General features: G+C 67.8%; 15 protein-coding genes. 10 read left to right on the top strand and 5 right to left on the bottom strand.

The features are described from left to right. Positions 1-35: 35 nt before the first annotated feature. The gene (locus A5784_RS26090) at positions 36-530 is read right to left on the bottom strand and encodes a PH domain-containing protein (protein ID WP_064947744.1); all 495 of its coding nucleotides are present in this window, start codon (positions 528-530) and stop codon (positions 36-38) included. 36 nt (positions 531-566) lie between these two features. Here A5784_RS26090 and A5784_RS26085 point away from each other — a divergent pair, with 36 nt between their 5' ends. The 6 genes from A5784_RS26085 to A5784_RS26060 all read left to right on the top strand — a co-directional run bounded on the left by A5784_RS26085 (position 567) and on the right by A5784_RS26060 (position 8,011). Next, positions 567-1,490, top strand: a complete 924-nt coding sequence (locus A5784_RS26085) for an SDR family NAD(P)-dependent oxidoreductase (RefSeq protein WP_064947743.1) — start codon at positions 567-569, stop codon at positions 1,488-1,490. Between the two features lie 75 nt (positions 1,491-1,565). Continuing rightward, positions 1,566-2,990, top strand: coding sequence for a threonine/serine exporter family protein (locus A5784_RS26080; protein WP_232006242.1), 1,425 nt, complete (start codon positions 1,566-1,568; stop codon positions 2,988-2,990). Between the two features lie 28 nt (positions 2,991-3,018). Beyond that, positions 3,019-4,206 (top strand): molybdopterin molybdotransferase MoeA, encoded by a 1,188-nt coding sequence (gene moeA, locus A5784_RS26075; protein ID WP_064947815.1) that lies wholly within the window; start codon positions 3,019-3,021, stop codon positions 4,204-4,206. 24 nt (positions 4,207-4,230) lie between these two features. Then, on the top strand, positions 4,231-4,929 hold the full coding sequence (locus tag A5784_RS26070) for a phosphatidylserine decarboxylase (RefSeq protein ID WP_064947742.1): 699 nt from the start codon (positions 4,231-4,233) through the stop codon (positions 4,927-4,929). Further along, positions 4,926-5,789: a CDP-diacylglycerol--serine O-phosphatidyltransferase gene (pssA, locus tag A5784_RS26065; RefSeq protein WP_064947741.1), complete on the top strand. Its 864-nt coding sequence runs from the start codon at positions 4,926-4,928 to the stop codon at positions 5,787-5,789. Before A5784_RS26070 ends, pssA begins: the two co-directional genes overlap by 4 nt. After that, a complete protein-coding gene (locus tag A5784_RS26060) occupies positions 5,786-8,011 on the top strand; it encodes an AAA family ATPase (protein WP_064947740.1) in 2,226 nt (741 codons plus the stop codon). Before pssA ends, A5784_RS26060 begins: the two co-directional genes overlap by 4 nt. On the opposite strand, the gene A5784_RS26055 is transcribed toward A5784_RS26060, so the two are convergent. Together A5784_RS26055 and A5784_RS26050 are read right to left on the bottom strand one after the other, a co-directional pair. After that, a complete protein-coding gene (locus A5784_RS26055) occupies positions 8,008-8,457 on the bottom strand; it encodes an SRPBCC family protein (protein ID WP_156750769.1) in 450 nt (149 codons plus the stop codon). The two genes, A5784_RS26060 and A5784_RS26055, sit on opposite strands and share 4 nt — an antisense overlap. Positions 8,458-8,475: 18 nt before the next feature. After that, a complete protein-coding gene (locus A5784_RS26050; RefSeq protein WP_064947739.1) occupies positions 8,476-9,438 on the bottom strand; it encodes a cation diffusion facilitator family transporter in 963 nt (320 codons plus the stop codon). Positions 9,439-9,540: 102 nt separating this feature from the next. Between A5784_RS26050 and A5784_RS26045 the strand changes: the two genes are divergently transcribed. Further along, positions 9,541-11,445, top strand: a complete 1,905-nt coding sequence (locus tag A5784_RS26045; RefSeq protein WP_064947738.1) for a solute carrier family 23 protein — start codon at positions 9,541-9,543, stop codon at positions 11,443-11,445. 145 nt (positions 11,446-11,590) lie between these two features. Here A5784_RS26045 and A5784_RS26040 read toward each other — a convergent pair whose 3' ends face one another. Continuing rightward, entirely contained in the window at positions 11,591-11,788 is a 198-nt protein-coding gene (locus tag A5784_RS26040) for a hypothetical protein (protein ID WP_064947737.1), read from the bottom strand. A 121-nt stretch (positions 11,789-11,909) separates the two neighbouring features. Between A5784_RS26040 and A5784_RS26035 the strand changes: the two genes are divergently transcribed. The 3 genes from A5784_RS26035 to gcl are packed head-to-tail and all read left to right on the top strand — an operon-like array spanning position 11,910 to position 15,429. Then, a complete protein-coding gene (locus A5784_RS26035; RefSeq protein ID WP_064947736.1) occupies positions 11,910-12,749 on the top strand; it encodes a hydroxypyruvate isomerase family protein in 840 nt (279 codons plus the stop codon). Then, a complete protein-coding gene (locus A5784_RS26030) occupies positions 12,746-13,639 on the top strand; it encodes a 2-hydroxy-3-oxopropionate reductase (RefSeq protein WP_064947735.1) in 894 nt (297 codons plus the stop codon). Before A5784_RS26035 ends, A5784_RS26030 begins: the two co-directional genes overlap by 4 nt. After that, positions 13,636-15,429 carry a glyoxylate carboligase gene (gene gcl / locus A5784_RS26025; protein WP_064947734.1) on the top strand — a complete coding sequence of 598 codons (1,794 nt, stop codon included), beginning with the start codon at positions 13,636-13,638 and terminating at the stop codon, positions 15,427-15,429. Before A5784_RS26030 ends, gcl begins: the two co-directional genes overlap by 4 nt. A 37-nt stretch (positions 15,430-15,466) precedes the next feature. Here the strand turns inward: gcl and A5784_RS26020 are convergent, their stop codons facing one another. Then, positions 15,467-16,285 carry an IclR family transcriptional regulator gene (locus tag A5784_RS26020; RefSeq protein WP_082945073.1) on the bottom strand — a complete coding sequence of 273 codons (819 nt, stop codon included), beginning with the start codon at positions 16,283-16,285 and terminating at the stop codon, positions 15,467-15,469. Positions 16,286-16,316: the final 31 nt, after the last annotated feature.

The following is a 16,316-nucleotide window of genomic DNA, read 5'->3' as shown; positions in this document are numbered from 1 at the left end:
CGGCTGGGTGGCCTGCTCCGCAGGCAGGTGCTCGGTCACGTCGCGTCCTGCTCGCCGATCGCCGCAATGTCGGTGAGCCGCGCGACGACACGATCGGCGACGTCGGCGTCGAGCGCAACGATCCGCACCGCACCCGCCGACGACGCCGTCGTCACCGTCACGTTCGCGAGGCCGAACATGCGGTCCAGCGGCCCGCGATGGGTGTCGACGGTCTGCACTCGCGAGATCGGGGCGATGCGGCGTTCCTGCACCAGCCAACCCGACCGGGTGTAGACCGCAGGCGTCGGCGAATCGATCTGCACATCCCAGCGGTGCACCCGGAACCGCCACAGCGGCACCACCACCACGAACAACACGATCGCCGCCACGCTGGCAGCCGCCACCACGGCGTGCAGCCACAGCATCCGGCGGTCCACCAACAGCCAGATCAGTTGGGCCGGAACCAGCACGGCCCACGGGATGGCCGCGCCCAGCGCCCACACCAGCGGCGCCTTGCGACTCGGGCGGTACGCCGGGTCGACAAGTGTCATGGTTCGAGCATGCCCGATGCTCCGTAGAGTCGACCCATGAGCGCCAATGCAAAGTGGACCGAGGCCGACGTGCCAGACCAGTCCGGCCGGGTCGCGATCGTCACCGGCTCCAACACGGGCCTCGGCTACGAGACCGCACGTGTGCTGGCCGCCAAGGGCGCGCACGTCGTCGTCGCCGTGCGCAACCCGGACAAGGGCCGCGACGCCGTCGACCGCATCACCGCGGCGAACCCCAAGGCCGACCTCAAACTGCAGGCCCTCGACGTGGGTTCGCTGGACTCGGTGCGCAGCGCCGCCGACGAACTGCGGGCCGCGTACCCGCGCATCGATCTGCTGATCAACAACGCAGGCGTGATGTACCCGCCGAAGCAGACCACGGTCGACGGCTTCGAGCTGCAGTTCGGCACCAACCATCTGGGCGCGTTCGCGCTCACGGGACTGCTGCTCGATCACCTGCTGCCGGTCGACGGCTCACGCGTCGTCGCCGTCGCGAGCGTCGCCCACCGCATCCAGGCCGCCATCCACTTCGACGACCTGCAGTGGGAACGCAGCTACAACCGGGTGGCCGCCTATGGGCAGTCCAAGCTCGCGAACCTGCTGTTCACCTACGAACTGCAGCGCAGGCTGGCCGCCAAGAACGAGCCGACCATCGCCGTGGCCGCCCATCCTGGTCTGTCGAACACCGAGCTGATGCGCCATATCCCCGGCACCGGGCTGCCCGGCTTCAACCAACTGGCGAGCCTGTTCACCAACAGCCCCGCGGTCGGCGCGCTCGCGACGCTGCGCGCGGCCACCGATCCGGACGTGCGCGGCGGGCAGTACTACGGCCCGTCGGGTTTCCGCGAGATGGTCGGCCATCCCAAGCTGGTTGAGTCCAGCAAGCAGTCACATGATGTGGATTTGCAGCGCCGGTTGTGGACGGTGTCCGAGGAACTCACCGGCGTCAGTTATCCGGTGTAACCGCGACTGACCGATCTCGTGTACCGGCAGCGGCCGATGTGATCGAATATCACCTACACCGATCTAAGGAGCGCTGTGCCGTTGACCCGCGATCCGGCGGGCCAGCCTCCGCGGCGGGCCCGGCAACGCAGAATCTTGAGCCGGATGGTGCGGGAGACCGAAGCACCGACGGACAGCTTCCCGCTGATCAGACCCGACCGGAAAGCGCCGGACGACTTCTACGACGCGCGGGTCGGCGCTGTGCTCGACCTTGCGGGCACCATCGGATCGCTCCTGATGGCATCGGGCACACCGGCGATCGCCACCGGCCACCAGGTCCTCAAGGTCGTGTCCGCGTACGGCATCGAGCATTGCGAAGTCGACGTCGTCAATACGGCGATTCACATCGCGGTATATCGCGGGCCCACGCTGCCGCCCGCGAGCTCCATGCACATCGTCCACTCCAGGTCCATGGATTTCACTCGGTTGGCGGCCCTCGGGCGGCTGATCCGCCAGATCACCGCGCAGAAGTTGAGCCCGGCGGATGCGCATGCCGAGCTGGACGCCATCATCACGGCCCCGCATCCCTACAAGCGCTGGGTTGCGACTCTTGCCTGGGGCGCACTGGCGTTCGCGACCGCAGGCACCTTGGGCGGCACCCTGCTGGTCTGTCTGGTCAGTGCGTTGAGCACCATGTTGATCGACCGGGTCAACCGGTACCTCAACAAGCAGGGGCTCCCGTTCTTCTTCCAGTACGCCATCGGCGGGGTGATCGCGACCGCGCCGCCACTGATCGTCTTCTGGCTGTGCCTCAAGAAGGGCGTGCCGTTCGAGCCGCCGATCGCCATCGCGGCCGGGCTGGTGGTGATCCTCGCCGGGCTCTCGCTGGTGGGTTCGGTGGGCGACGTCATCGCCGGCGCGCCCGTCACCGCAGCGGGCCGCTTCTTCGAGTTGCTCATGCTGACCGCCGCGACGATCGCCGGGGTGGCCCTGGTGTTGCACCTCGCCAACCGGTTCGGCGCCCCGGCCATCGACATCGGCGCGGCGCCACCGCCTGCGCTGGCCGAATGGCCCGTCCGGGTGGGTTTCGGCGCCGCGAGCGCGGCAGCCTTCGCCCTGGCCTGCTATGCCGAACGCACCGCGGCCATCGCCGCGGCTTTCGGTGGCGCGACCGCCATCGCCGGTTACCTGCTGGGGGTGAGCGTGGGACTGGGTCCGGTGATGTCGTCATTTGTCGCGGCGGTTCCCGTCGGCCTGGTCGGGCGGCTGATGGAGCGCCGTCACCTGGCCCCGCCTCTGCTCGTGTCGATCGCGGGCATCACCCCGCTGTTGCCGGGCCTTTCGCTGCTGCACGGCATCTACGCGATTCTGAACGAACAGAGTTACGTGGGGTTTTCCTCAGTGCTGGGTGCGCTGGCGATCAGCACGGCGCTGGCGGCCGGCGTGTCATTGGGTGAATGGAGCTCGTTTCGGGTGCGGACGCGGCGATTCCATCACCGCCAGGCTCGGGGCCGCACGTAGCCGATAGCCGAAAAGTATGGTGATAACCGTGCGCACCGTTGAAGAGCATCAGAGCGTCGTCGCCGGTTTGTTCAAAACCCGTGCGCCACAACAATTGCCACTGGTGCGCACGTTGGGCCTGGCACTGGCCGCCGACGTCGTCGCGCCGCTGTCGTTGCCCGGCTTCGACAACTCGGCCATGGACGGCTACGCCGTCGTCGCCTCCGACATCGCCGACGCCACCGATCGGCACCCCGTCCGGCTGCCGGTCGCCGAGGACATCCCCGCCGGCCGCACCGACCCGCTGACACTCAAACCCGGTACCGCGCATCGGATCATGACCGGTGCTCCGGTGCCGTCGGGCGCGACCGCCGTGGTACCGGTGGAAGCCACCGACGGCGCCACCGACACCGTGACCATCCGGGCGTCGGTCCGGCCGGGGCAGCACATCCGCACCGCCGGTGAAGACGTCACTGCGGGCACCACGGTGCTGCAGGCAGGACAGTTGGTCACCCCGGCCGCGCTGGGGCTGGCCGCCGCGCTGGGCCTCCCCGACCTGCTGGTGGTGCCGCCGCAGCGCGTTCTGGTGATGTCGACGGGCTCCGAGCTGGTGGCGCCGGGCATCCCGCTTCTGCCCGGCCAGATCTACGAGTCGAACGCGGTGATGCTGGCCGCGGCGGTGCGCGACGCCGGAGCCGAGGTGACCGTCGCCCCGATGTCCGCCGACGAGGTCGACACCTTCCGCGCCACCCTGACCGCCCACGCCGCCGACGTCGATCTGATCATCACCACGGGCGGGGTCAGCGCAGGCGCGTACGAGGTGGTCAAAGATGCCCTGTCCGACCACATCGAGTTCGTCAAGGTCGCCATGCAGCCGGGCATGCCTCAGGGTTCGGGCCTGGTCGACGGCACACCCATCATCACCCTGCCGGGCAATCCGGTCAGTGCCCTGGTGTCGTTCGAGGTGTTCATCCGGGGCACGCTGCGGGCCGCGATGGGCCATCCCCAGCCGGACCGGCCGCGCCGCGCGGCGTTTCTGACCGAGGATCTGACCTCGCCGCGCGGGAAACGACAGTTCCGCCGCGGGGTGCTTACCGGTGACACCGTGACCAGCTACGGCCCTCCTGCGTCGCATCACCTGCGCTGGCTGGCCTCGGCGAACTGCCTGCTCGAGATCGACGAGGACGTCACCGAACTGGCCGCCGGTGCGCCCGTTCCGGTCTGGGACCTCAGATAACCCGGCGCACGTAGAATCCTCCCGATGGCCAGACGCCCCGACCTCCAATCCGGTCCAGAACGCCTTGCGGCGCTGGTGCGATCCAGCGTTCCGCCCATGCATTCCGCCGGCCTGCCGTTCGTCGGCGCGAGCCTTGCTATCGCCGCCCTTGGACGCAATCACCGCTGGATACGGCGCACCGGGCTGCTCGCGGCCGGCGCCAACGCCGCCTTCTTCCGGCATCCGCCCCGGGTGCCCCCGACCCGAAGCGGTGTGGTGGTCTCACCGGCGGACGGCTTGGTGTGCCTGATCCAGGACGCGGTGCCGCCCGCCGAGCTGGGTTTGCCAGCGACCCCGTTGCCGCGGGTCAGCATCTTCCTGTCGGTGCTCGACGCGCATGTGCAGCGCGCGCCGATCGGTGGTGAGGTGGTGGCCGTTGCGCACCGGCCCGGGCGGTTCCACTCAGCGGAACTGGAAGCGGCCAGCGAAGACAACGAGCGCAACAGTGTGGTGATCCGCACCCCCGAAGGCGTCCAGGTGATCGCGGTGCAGATCGCGGGCCTCGTGGCGCGGCGGATCGTGTGTGATGCGCGGGTCGGCGACACGCTGGCCATCGGGGAGACCTACGGGTTGATCCGGTTCGGCTCGCGCCTGGACACCTACCTGCCTGTCGGGTCCAAACTGCTTGTCAGCAGGGGCCAGCGGGCGCTGGCCGGCGAAACCGTATTGGCGGAGCTGCCATGATCAAGGCCCGCATCAAACCGCCTGCGATGCCGGTCCGGATGCTGCCGAGCGCGTTGACGGTCGCCGCCATCTGCTTGGGCATGACCTCGGTGAAGATGGCCCTTGACGGTCTGCCGACCCAGGCCATGGCGTTCCTGGCGGTCGCGGCGATCCTCGACGCCCTCGACGGCCGGGTGGCCCGCATGCTCAAGGCCACCTCCAAGATGGGCGAGGAGATCGACTCGCTGGCCGACGCGGTGAACTTCGGTGTGGCACCGGCGTTCATCGTGTACGCGACGCTGCTGTCCCACTCCCAGTTGGGCTGGATCGTCGTCCTGCTGTACGCGGTGTGCATCGTGCTGCGGCTGGCGCGGTTCAATGCGCTGCTCGACGTGGATCAGCCCGCGTACGAGAAGGAGTACTTCGTCGGGATGCCTGCTCCGGCCGGCGCGATCGGCACGATCGTCCCGCTGGCGGCCAAGATGCAGTTCCCGGGGCCCTGGTGGGACAGCGTGGTCGCCGAATGGGTGGTGATCGTCTGGATGATCGGCGTCTCGCTGCTGGTGGTCAGCCGCATTCCCATGCGCAAGATCCATACCTTCACGGTGTCGCCGAACATGGTGGCTCCCCTGCTGGCCCTCGTGGCCATCGGCGTGGCGGCCTCGGTGTTCTACGGCTACATCGTGATCATGGTGATCGCCGTGGCCTACGTGATCCACATCCCGTTTGCGGTGCGCACCAAACACTGGGTGGCCGCGCATCCGGAATCGTGGGACGACAAACCGCGGCAGCGCCGCGCCCAACGCCGTGCCATCCGCCGCGCCCAGCCGCACCGGCGCTCGATGGCGCGCCTGGGGCTGCGGAAGCCCCCGCTGAGGTGACCACGGTCGACGTCGGCGAGGATTCCGCGCCCAGCCACCTTCGGTTGACCGCCCGCTTGAACACCTCCGCCCTCGACGCGCGCCGCGGCGTGGTGCGGCTGCACCCCGAGGTGCTTGCCGCGCTGGGTCTGCGCGAGTGGGACGCGGTGGCGCTGACCGGTTCGCGCACCACCGCGGCGGTGGCAGGCATCGCCGCGCCGGGGACGCCGACGGGAACCGCACTGCTCGATGATGTGACGCTCTCCAACGCCGGATTGCGCGAGGACGCCACGGTGATCGTGGCGCCTGTGACGGTGTACGGCGCGAGGTCGGTGACGGTTTCGGGATCCAAGCTGGCCACCCAGTCGATCTCGTCGGCCACGCTGCGGCTGGCGCTGCTGGGCAAGGTGATGACGGTCGGTGACACGGTGTCGCTGCTGCCCCGTGACCTCGGCCCCGGCACTTCGACCTCGGCGGCCACCAGCGCCCTGGCTTCCTCGGTGGGCATCACCTGGACCTCCGAGCTGCTGACCGTCACCGGGGTTGACCCGGCCGGTCCGGTGAGCGTGCAGCCGAATTCGGTGGTGTCCTGGGGCGACGGTGTCGCCGTCGCTGCGGCTGTCACTGTGGCCCCGGACTCGGCCGGCCGGCACACCGTCAGCCCCGCCCGGGCCGACGCGACGGTCAGCTTCGACGATCTGAAGGGCAAGCACCTGCAGGCGGCCAAGCTGGCCGAATGGCTCAAGCTGTCCCTCGATGAGCCCAAACTGCTCGAAACCCTGGGCGCCACAGCCAACCTCGGGGTTCTGGTGTCCGGTCCGGCCGGGGTCGGCAAGGCCACCATGGTGCGGGTGGTGTGCGCAGCGCGGCGGCACGTAGAGCTGGACGGCCCCGAGGTGGGTGCACTGCACCCGGAGGAGCGGCTCAAACGCGTGGCGGCCGCAGTGCAGGCCGTGCGTGACGGCGGCGGGGTGCTGCTGATCACCGACGTCGACGCACTGCTGCCCGCAGGAACCGACCGGCCCGCCGATCCGGTGGCCACCCTGATCCTCGCGGAACTGCGCAGCGCCGTGGCCACCCGCGGGGTGGCGTTCATCGCGACCTCGGCCCGGCCCGAGTCCGTCGACCCCCGGCTGCGAGAACCCGATCTGTGCGACCGCGAGCTCGGGCTGAGCCTGCCGGACGCCGCGACCCGCAAGGCACTGCTGGAGGTGCTGCTGCGTCCGGTGCCGTCGGTCGACTTGAATCTCGGCGACATCGCCGACCGCACACCGGGATTCGTGATCGCCGACCTGGCTGCCGTGGTGCGCGAGGGCGCACTGCGGGCCGCCGCGCGCGCCAGCACCGACGGCGCGGAACCCGTTCTGCGACAAGAAGATCTGGCCGGGGCACTGACGGTGATCAGGCCGTTGTCACGGTCTGCGGCAGAAGAGGTCTCGGTCGGTGCGGTGACCCTCGACGATGTCGGCGACATGGTCGAAACCAAGCAGGCCCTGACCGAGGCGGTGCTGTGGCCGTTGCAGCATCCCGACACCTTCGCCAGGCTCGGTGTGCAGCCGCCGCGCGGTGTGCTGCTCTACGGCCCGCCCGGGTGCGGCAAGACGTTCCTGGTGCGGGCCCTGGCCAGCTCCGGGCGGCTGTCGGTGCACGCCGTCAAAGGTGCTGAGCTGATGGACAAGTGGGTCGGCTCGTCGGAGAAGGCGGTCCGGGAACTGTTCGCCCGGGCTCGCGATTCCGCGCCGTCGCTGGTGTTCCTCGACGAGATCGACGCGTTGGCACCGCGGCGTGGGCAGAGTGTTGACTCCGGGGTGACCGACCGGGTGGTAGCCGCGCTGCTGACCGAACTCGACGGCATCGATCCGCTGCGCGACGTCGTCGTGCTCGGCGCCACCAACCGGCCCGACCTCATCGACCCGGCGTTGCTACGGCCCGGTCGCCTCGAGCGGCTGGTGTTCGTCGAACCACCCGATGCCGAGGCCCGCCGCGAAATCCTGCGCACCGCAGGCAAATCCATACCGCTGGCAGCCGATGTCGACCTGGACGCGCTGGCCTCGGAGTTGGACGGCTACAGTGCCGCCGACTGCGTTGCGCTGCTGCGGGAGTCGGCGCTGACGGCGATGCGTCGCTCCATCGACGCCGCCGACGTCACCGCGGCCGACGTCGCGAAAGCCCGCGAAACCGTCCGTCCCTCACTGGATCCCGCCCAGGTGGCAGCGCTGCGCGAGTTCGCTGCCGGGCGCTAGCCCTCGGCCAGCGCGGCCAACCGGTCGATCGAGGCCAGCAGCATGTCCGCCGTGGTCGCGCGGGCGCGCACCAAACGCTTCTCGTCGGTCAGCGCCGTCCAGTCGTAGGTGTGCGTGACGGCGGTGCGCCCGTCATCGAGCGGCGTGAGCTCCCAGCGCCACAGGTGTCCCGGCGGTTCTTTGCCGACCTCCGACGGTCGCCACGCGATGCGCCTGCCCTCCTCGAATTCCACGATGTGGTTCTCGCGCACCGCGCCCACCGTGAGCGTCATCGTGAACACGTCGCCGACGGCGTGCACCCGCTGCCCGGCTTCCGCCTGCGCCAGGTTGTCGTTGCCGTCCCAGCGGGGTTGTTGGGTGGGGTCGGCGATCAGCTCGAATATGGTCGCCGCCGGAGCGGCGATCTCCCGGCTGGCGCTGACGATCTGAGGATTGGTTTCGGCCACGCCCCAATTCAACCTGACTCAGCGGTACCAGTCAGGCAGCTCGCTGGGCAGCAGGTCGGTGGTGTCGCCGGGGCGCGTGAGAGTCAGCACCGCGCGCACGATCTCCGGGCGAGACTGCAGCGAGTCGACGATGGTGCCGAGTCGAGCCGCGACATTGGATTCGGCGGCGTCACCGACCAGATCGACGGCGGCGACGAGATAGATGCGGTTGGCACCGACCCACTCCATGTGCAGATAGCTGACCCGTTCGACGTCAGGGTGTTCCCGGAGCGCGAGCAGGGCGTTGTTGCGGGCCAGCGGCGTGACCGCTTCACCGGTGAGGAAGTCCATGTTGCGCCCGATGAGGAACAGTGCGACGCCGCCGAGCAGCAGGCCGACCAGGATGGAGCCGATCGCGTCCCAGACGGCGTTGCCGGTGAGTTCATGCGCGAGGATGCCACCGGTCGCGATCACGATGCCGATCAGTGCCGAGAGGTCCTCGGCGAAGACGGCGCGCAGCATGGGGTTTGACGTCACGCGCACGTAGCGAAGGGGGTGGATGCGCCGCTGCACCGCACCCGAGCGGGTCTGCGAAAACGCCTGCAGGAACGAGGTTCCCTCCAACACGAAGGACACCGCCAGCACCGCGTACGCCCACCCGTACGACGTGGCTTCGGCTTCCCCGCCCAGCGATTGGATGCCGTGCCAGATCGAGACCACCGCGCCGACGGTGAACAGCCCGAAGGCCGCGAACATCGACCAGATGTAGCTCGCCCTGCCGTAGCCAAGGCGGTGCTCGGCATCGGCGGGCTTGTTTGACTTGCGGGTGCCGATGAGCAGGAACACCTCGTTGCCGGTGTCCGCCCAGGAATGTGCGGCCTCGGCGAGCATCGAGGCGCTACCGGTCACCACCGCGGCCAGGGTCTTGGCGACCGCGATCAGCGCGTTGGCGCCGAGCGCGACAACGACGGTCAGAAAACTCTCGTCGCCCGATCCGCTCATGGCACGACCCTAGCCGCAGCCGGGCAGGTGGCCGGGTTGCCCGCAACGCAGGCGAAACGCGCACGACACGCGAAAGCACCCCGGCCGTCGGATTCTTGAGCGATGTCGGCTTCGATCATCCACCGCGCGAAGCGGCGCGTGCACCCCGTCGACGAGGTGCTGCCCGTCGGCAAGCTGGCCACCTACGGCTTCCAGCACGTTGTGGCGTTCTATGCCGGAGCGGTCCTGGTGCCGATCATCATCGCCGGCGCGATCGACCTGCCGCCGGAGGATCTCGTCAAGCTGATCACTGCCGATCTGTTCACCTGCGGCATCGCCTCGATCATCCAGGCCGTCGGCTTCTGGAACATCGGCGTGCGCCTGCCGCTGCTGCAGGGGGTGACCTTCGCCGGAGTGTCACCGATCATCGCGATCGGCCTGGCCCACGGCAGCGGAGCGGCAAGCCTGCTCTACGTCTACGGCGCGGTGATCGTCGCCGGGGTGTTCACGTTCCTCATCGCTCCGATTTTCATCAAGCTCCTGAAGTGCTTCCCGCCGGTGGTCACCGGAACGCTGATCACGATCATCGGTCTGTGTCTGGTTCCGGTGGGCGCGCACGACGCCGTCACCAACCCGCACACCGGAGCGGTCGACGCGAGCAACATCCGGTGGTTCCTCTACGCGTTGGGCACCATCGCGATCATCGTGGCGATCCAGCGACTGTTCCGCGGGTTCCTGGCGACCATCGCAGTGTTGCTCGGCCTCGTGATCGGATGCGTTGCGGCCTACCTGCTGGGCGACATGAACTTCGACAAGGTCGGTGCGGCATCGGCACTCGGCTTCACCCCGCCGTTCCTGTTCGGCATGCCCAAATTCGATGTCGTGGCGTGTCTGACCATGATCATCGTGCTGATGATCACCGCGGTGGAGTCGACGGGTTCGACGATCGCCACCGGTGAGATCGTCGGCAAGAGGGTCAAACCCTCCGACATCGGCAATGTGCTGCGCGCCGACGGACTGGCCACGGCGATCGGTGGCGCGTTCAACTCGTTTCCCTACACCGCGTTCTCGGAGAACGTCGGCCTGGTCCGGCTCACCGGAGTCAAGAGCCGATGGGTGGTGGCCGCCGCCGGGGTCATCATGATCGTGCTGGGGTTTCTGCCCAAGGTCGCCGCCGTCGTCTCGTCGATCCCCAATCCTGTCCTCGGCGGCGCCGCGCTGACGCTGTTCGCCACGGTGGCAGTGGTCGGTATCCAGACGTTGGGCAAGGTCGACTTCACCGACCATCGCAACCTGATCATCGTGACCACGAGCCTGGCGCTGGCGCTGTGGGTCACGGCGTATCCGGATGTGGCCAAGGCGATGCCATCGGGAGTGGACCTGTTGTTCGGCAGCGGCATCAGCATCGGGGCCGTTGCCGCGATACTGCTCAATATCGTCTTCTTCCACACCGGTTCGCGCGGCCCCCGAGTGGCAGGCGGCGGTTCGATCACCCTCAGCGAGGTCAACGCCATGACACCGGACCGCTTCACCGAAGTGTTCGGCCACGTCGTCCAGGATGTGCCGTGGGCGATCGAGCGGGCCATCGGACAGCGCCCGTTCACCGATACGGCGTCGCTGCGTGAGGCCTTTCAGGACGCGGTCCTCACAGGCTCCTCCGAGCAGCAACTCGAGTTGATCCGCGCCTTCCCGAATCTGGGCGCCGAGGACGACACCGGTCATGCACTGGCCGTTGACCACGTCGCGCTGAGCAACCTCAGCGAGGACGACCACAACGACGTCGTCGAATTGGCCACGGCCTATCGCGAGCATTTCGGATTCCCCCTGGTGATCTGTGCCCGCGAGACCGAGCGGTTCGACCGGGTGCTGCGCAACGGTTGGTCGCGGATGGACAATTCTCCTGCCGCCGAGAAGGCGTTCGCCCTCATCGAGATCGCCAAGATCGCCAACTACCGATTCGCCGATCTCGTGGCCGATGCCAACCCGATCGCCGCGGCGCGGTTCAGCCGGCTCAACGAGTTGACGTGAGGACGATCGGCCTCGACGGCTTCAACACGCTGACGGTCCGCCGGCGCATGCACGTGCACCCAGCGGCTAATGCATCTCTGTCCCAACGGAATTCAACAAACGAAAGCTCGACCTCTGCTCGGATATCGTCACCGAACAGTCCGAACTAGTAGCGCTCGAGGGCAGCGGCGAAGCGGCGCCAGATCGCGATACCGTCCGGATGGCCAGTGCCGACGGCGACGTAGTTCCAGGCGCATTCGATCCGGGTGTCTTCTGTGTGCACGTGGTGCAAATCGCGTAGGGCGGCATCGGGAATGTGGTTCGTAGAGGCCATGTTCGGCTCACCCAGCCTGGCGATAGGCATTGGTTATCACTCTTGACAAGGCCGAACCAGCGGCGTTGACTCTTTCACAAGACGATATTCATTTTCCGCATCTCGGAATTTCATCGCACGGCCACCGCCACCCCCTGAGAGGACCACCGCAATGACGGCCACGTACACGGTGAACTGCTCGATCCTGCTCACCGAGCTACCGCTGCTCGATCGGCCGCGTGCGGCCAGAAACGCGGGTTTCGACGCGGTGGAGTTCTGGTGGCCGTTCGATTCAGCTGTCCCGTCCGATGCCGACATCGCGACTTTCGTCCGCTCCATCTCCGATGCCGGCGTCCAGCTGACCGGTCTCAACTTCGCCGCAGGCGACATGCCGGCGGGTGACCGCGGAATCCTGTCCAACCCAGCGATGGCGCAGGCATTCCGGGACAACGTAGACATCGCGGTGGGTATCGCCGAACAGCTCGGTACCCGCGCGTTCAACGCGCTGTACGGCAATCGCGACGGCGACCACTCGCCGACGGCACAGGACTCCGTCGCCGCCGAGAACCTCGCGTACGCGGCCCGCGCGGCCGACCGTATCGGCGCGACCGTGCTCGTCGAACCCGTCAGTGGCGCACCGCGATACCCACTGCTCACCGCTTCCGACGCGATCCGGGTCATCGACCGGGTGCACTCCGAACACGGGGTGACCAACGTCCGGTTGCTCGCCGACCTGTACCACCTCTACGTCAACGGCGACGACATCACCACCGTGATCACCGATTACAGCCCCCGCATCGGCCACGTCCAGATCGCCGACGCACCGGGCCGAGGCGAACCAGGCACCGGCGAAATCCCGCTGCGCAGCCATCTCGAGCAGCTGGCCGCCCACGGGTACCGGGGCCGGATCGGCTTGGAGTACAAGGCGACGCGGCCCGACACCTTCGAATGGCTCCCCCGAGCCCAGCGCAGCACCAACCCGCAACCGGAAACAACAGCGAGGATCTCATGAGCACAATCGGTTTCATCGGACTCGGAATCATGGGCAGCCCCATGGCATGTCACCTGGTCGCGGCTGGTCACAAGGTCGTCGGCGTGGACACCTCGCCGGAGCGCACCGCCGCGCTCGTCACGGCGGGCGGGACGGCGGCCGAATCGATCGAGCAGGCCGTCAAGGATGCCGACGTGGTGGCGATCATGGTGCCCGACTCGCCGCACGTGCAGAGTGTGCTGTTGGGTGACGACGGCGTCTTCGCACACGCCCAGCCCGGCACCCTGGTGATCGACTTCTCCTCCATCCGGCCCGACGTGACCGCGGAGTTCGCGAAGATCGGCGCGGAGCGTGGCCTTCGCATCCTGGACGCGCCGGTGTCCGGCGGTGAGCCCGGCGCCAAGAACGCGACCCTGTCGATCATGGTCGGTGGATCCGACGCCGACTTTGCCGATGCCAAGCCAATTCTCGACACCGTCGGCAAAACCATCGTCCACGTCGGCACCAACGGGGCGGGCCAGACCGTCAAGGCCGCCAACCAGCTGATCGTCGCGGGGAACATCGAGCTGCTCGCAGAGGCCATCACCTTCCTGAAGGCCTACGACGTCGACATCGACGCCGCAGTCACGGTGCTCGGCGGAGGGCTCGCCGGCTCCGCGGTCCTCGACCAGAAGGCACCGAAGATGCTCGGCCGCAACTTCGATCCCGGTTTCCGTATTGCGCTGCACCACAAGGACCTAGGCATCGTCACCGCCGCGGCCCGAGAGGCCGGGGTGGTCACCCCGCTCGGGTCGGTCGTCGCACAGCTGATGGCGTCCGCCCTCGCCAACGGCGACGGCGGGCTCGACCACTCGGCGCTGCTGCTGGGTGTTGAGCGGTTGTCCGGCAAGGAAGGCGGATCGGACCAATGACACGCATGCGAACGGTCGACGCCGCCGTCCGAATCCTCGAAATCGAAGGTGCCACCCAGGCTTTCGGCCTGCCCGGGGCGGCGATCAACCCGTTCTACTCGGCGATGCGCGCCCACGGTGGCATCAAACACGTCCTCGCCCGGCATGTCGAAGCCGCCAGTCACATGGCCGAAGGCTTCACCCGGGCCGCCGCGGGGAACATCGGGGTGTGCATCGGCACGTCCGGGCCTGCCGGCACGGACATGATCACCGGGTTGTACTCGGCGTCAGCCGATTCCATCCCGATCCTGGCGATCACCGGCCAGGCACCCGTGGACAAGCTCCACAAGGAGGACTTCCAGGCCGTCGACATCGCCGCGATCGCCGCGCCGGTGACCAAGATGGCGATGACGGTCCTCGAGCCCGGTCAGGTGCCCGGTGCGTTCGCGCAGGCATTTCACCTCATGCGGTCGGGCCGACCAGGCCCGGTCCTCATCGACTTGCCCATCGACGTCCAACTGGCCGAGATCGATTTCGACGCCGAGTCGTACCAACCCCTGCCCGTCTACAAGCCCGCCGCCTCGCGCGCGCAGGCCACCAAGGCCATCGCCATGTTGGCCTCCGCCGAGCGGCCGCTGATCGTCGCCGGCGGCGGGATCATCAACGCCGACGCGTCCGCTCTGCTCGTCGAACTGGCGGAGATCCTGAACGTCCCTGTGGTGCCGACGCTGATGGGGTGGGGCAGCATCCCGGACGACCACAGGCTCGCGGCGGGCATGGTCGGACTGCAGACCTCCCAGCGCTACGGCAACGCGAACATGCTCGCGTCCGACTTCGTCCTCGGCATCGGCAATCGGTGGGCCAACCGGCATACCGGCGGCCTGGACACCTATCGCAACGGGCGCCGCTTCGTGCACGTCGACATCGAGCCGACGCAGATCGGCCGGGTGTTCGCCCCCGACTACGGAATCGTCTCGGATGCGAAGGCCGCGCTCGAACAGTTCGTGGCCGTCGCCAGGGAGCGGCAAGCCGCAGGCTCGCTACCGGACTGGAGCACGTGGGCCCAGGAGTGCCTGCAGCGCAAGCAGACCATGCACCGCAAAACCCACTTCGACGACGTGCCGATCAAGCCGCAGCGGGTCTACGAAGAGATGAACCGGGTGCTCGGCCGTGACACCCGCTACGTCACCGCCATCGGTCTGTCGCAGATCGCCGGCGGGCAGTTCCTGCACGTGTACGGACCACGGAACTGGATCAACTGTGGCCAGGCCGGCCCACTCGGATGGACGGTGCCGGCCGCCCTCGGCGTGGTCGCCGCAGACCCCGAAGCGAACGTGGTGGGCCTGTCCGGCGACTACGACTTCCAGTTCCTCATCGAGGAGCTGGCCGTCGGAGCACAGTTCAACCTGCCGTATGTCCATGTGGTGGTGAACAACTCGTACCTGGGCCTGATCCGTCAAGCGCAGCGCAACTTCGACATGAACTACTGCGTGTCGCTGGGCTTCGACAACATCAATGCCCAGGAAACCGAGGGGGCCGTGCCGAAGGGCTACGGCGTTGACCATCTGCGGGTCGTCGAGGGTCTGGGCTGCAAGGCGATTCAGGTTGTCGAACCTCAGGACATCGGTCCGTCACTGGCAAAGGCGCGTCAACTCGCCAGGGAACACAAAGTGCCGGTGGTGGTCGAGGTCTTCCTTGAGAAGATCACCAACATCGCCATGGGCACCGAAATCGACAACATCGTCGAGTTCGGTGATCTCGCGGAGTCCCTCGATGACGCGCCCACAGCGTTGGCGCAGCTGCTCGACTAGTTCGGGTCGGTCGCTTCGGCGGAGCGCCCCACCATCGCTACGCGGTGGCGGGGCGCTCTTCTTTGACGAATTCCGTTGCGATGTCCCGTGCGACGCGCTTCAACAGCTCTGACACCTCGGTCGCCGACGTCGATGTGAGCCGGACCGCAGGCCCGGATATCGAGATCACCGTCAACGTCGGGGCCGCCGGAACCGGGACCGCAAAGCACCGAACACCGATCTCCTGCTCACCCTCGTCGACCGCGTAACCGCGTGACCGGCTCAACTCGATGTCGCGGATCAGCGCGTCCGGCGTCGTGAGCGAATTCTGGTTGCTCGTGGGCATCCCGACACGAGTCATCAACGTACGCACCACATCGTTCGGCAGCTGCATGAGCAAGCCCTTCCCGACCCCGGTGCAATGCAGGTGGACACGTCTGCCCACTTCGGTGAACATCCGCATCGTGTGCGGGGACGGCACCTGGGCCACGTAGATCGCCCTGTCGTTGTCCAAGACTGCCATGTTGGCGCTCTCGCCCGTCCGCTCGACCAGTTCCGCCAGATACGGGCGAGACCAGGCGCCGTTGAGTTGTGCCGCGCTGGCACCCAGACGAACCATCTTGGGGCCAAGGGCATAACGCCGGTCGTCGTGCTGTCGGAGGTATCCCATGGTCAACAGGGTCCGAGCGAAACGATGAATCGTGGGTTGCGGCAGCTCCGCGCGAGTCGCCAACTCGCTCAAGGCCATGCTGCCACCACAGCTGGCCAGGATCTCCAACAGCTCGAATGCCCGCTCCACCGAATGGACACCTACCCGGGGCGACGATTCGTCCGACACCGAACCCTCCGATCCTCGTTTGTAGTTCGACTGCGTCATCGGCGACCCGCGACGGCGGCGCCGGGCGGCC

Origin of the sequence: Mycobacterium sp. 852013-50091_SCH5140682, from assembly GCF_001665685.1 — a bacterium.
GTDB lineage: Bacteria > Actinomycetota > Actinomycetes > Mycobacteriales > Mycobacteriaceae > Mycobacterium.
Note: the sequence above shows the minus strand (reverse complement) of the source record. Positions and strands in the feature narration are given on the sequence as shown.

Excerpts from the sequence above, each read along its gene's own strand:
- A5784_RS26090 (WP_064947744.1), bottom strand. The coding sequence starts at position 530 with ATGACACTTGTCGACCCGGCGTACCGCCCGAGTCGCAAGGCGCCGCTG.
- A5784_RS26085 (WP_064947743.1), top strand. The coding sequence starts at position 567 with ATGAGCGCCAATGCAAAGTGGACCGAGGCCGACGTGCCAGACCAGTCC.
- A5784_RS26070 (WP_064947742.1), top strand. The coding sequence starts at position 4,231 with ATGGCCAGACGCCCCGACCTCCAATCCGGTCCAGAACGCCTTGCGGCG.
- pssA (WP_064947741.1), top strand. The coding sequence starts at position 4,926 with ATGATCAAGGCCCGCATCAAACCGCCTGCGATGCCGGTCCGGATGCTG.
- A5784_RS26050 (WP_064947739.1), bottom strand. The coding sequence starts at position 9,438 with ATGAGCGGATCGGGCGACGAGAGTTTTCTGACCGTCGTTGTCGCGCTC.
- A5784_RS26045 (WP_064947738.1), top strand. The coding sequence starts at position 9,541 with ATGTCGGCTTCGATCATCCACCGCGCGAAGCGGCGCGTGCACCCCGTC.
- A5784_RS26040 (WP_064947737.1), bottom strand. The coding sequence starts at position 11,788 with ATGCCTATCGCCAGGCTGGGTGAGCCGAACATGGCCTCTACGAACCAC.
- A5784_RS26035 (WP_064947736.1), top strand. The coding sequence starts at position 11,910 with ATGACGGCCACGTACACGGTGAACTGCTCGATCCTGCTCACCGAGCTA.
- A5784_RS26030 (WP_064947735.1), top strand. The coding sequence starts at position 12,746 with ATGAGCACAATCGGTTTCATCGGACTCGGAATCATGGGCAGCCCCATG.
- gcl (WP_064947734.1), top strand. The coding sequence starts at position 13,636 with ATGACACGCATGCGAACGGTCGACGCCGCCGTCCGAATCCTCGAAATC.
- A5784_RS26020 (WP_082945073.1), bottom strand. The coding sequence starts at position 16,285 with ATGACGCAGTCGAACTACAAACGAGGATCGGAGGGTTCGGTGTCGGAC.